General features: G+C 58.7%; 1 protein-coding gene. It reads left to right on the forward strand.

Features of this window, described 5'->3' with window-relative positions:
* Nucleotides 1–353: hypothetical protein (locus tag ACMGDE_RS19960; RefSeq protein WP_436834601.1), on the forward strand; the 353-nt coding region annotated here is incomplete at its 5' end.
* Nucleotides 354–603 lie beyond the last annotated feature (250 nt).

Raw genomic sequence — 603 nt, forward strand, 5'->3', positions numbered from 1 at the left:
TCAAGGACATGGCGGATTTTCTCGGCGTCTCGGTGTCACCTGGGGCGGAGCGAAGTGCTCTTAATTGTGCCAGCTGCCACAGCAATCAGGACCCGCATCAGGAGCTGTTCGGGCGCAATTGCGCAAGCTGCCATGATACCGAGACTTGGCGGGTCGCTTCGTTTCTGCATCCCTCTCCCGCGTCAAAGATCTGTGCGCAATGCCATCAGGCTCCGCCGAGCCATTTCACCGAACACTTTGCGGTCGGTTCGATGGGTGGACACGGAAGCACGCAGATCAATCAATGCTTCCAATGCCACAAGACGAACTCGTTCAAGGACCGCAAGGAAGGAGCTGGTGTCGGCATGCACTGACGTCTTCAGATTGGTAAGCTGGCCTCCGCTTACGCGGCGCCAACACACTCACAGCCCAGCGGCACCAACGACCCAGATCAACAGGACGATTGACGACGGATGGCCGGCATGACGTCGACGACGCCCATAGGATTGTCCGCTGGAATGCACCACGGGAGGACGAAAGCGTGTCCTCGACCAAGAGCATGACCGAGAAGCGCTACAGCGAAGCGATCGATCGCCTCACGTGGGAAATCACGGCGATTCACGC

This window comes from Parapedobacter brassicae (genome assembly GCF_051400755.1).
In the GTDB taxonomy this organism is placed as follows: domain Bacteria; phylum Bacteroidota; class Bacteroidia; order Sphingobacteriales; family Sphingobacteriaceae; genus Parapedobacter.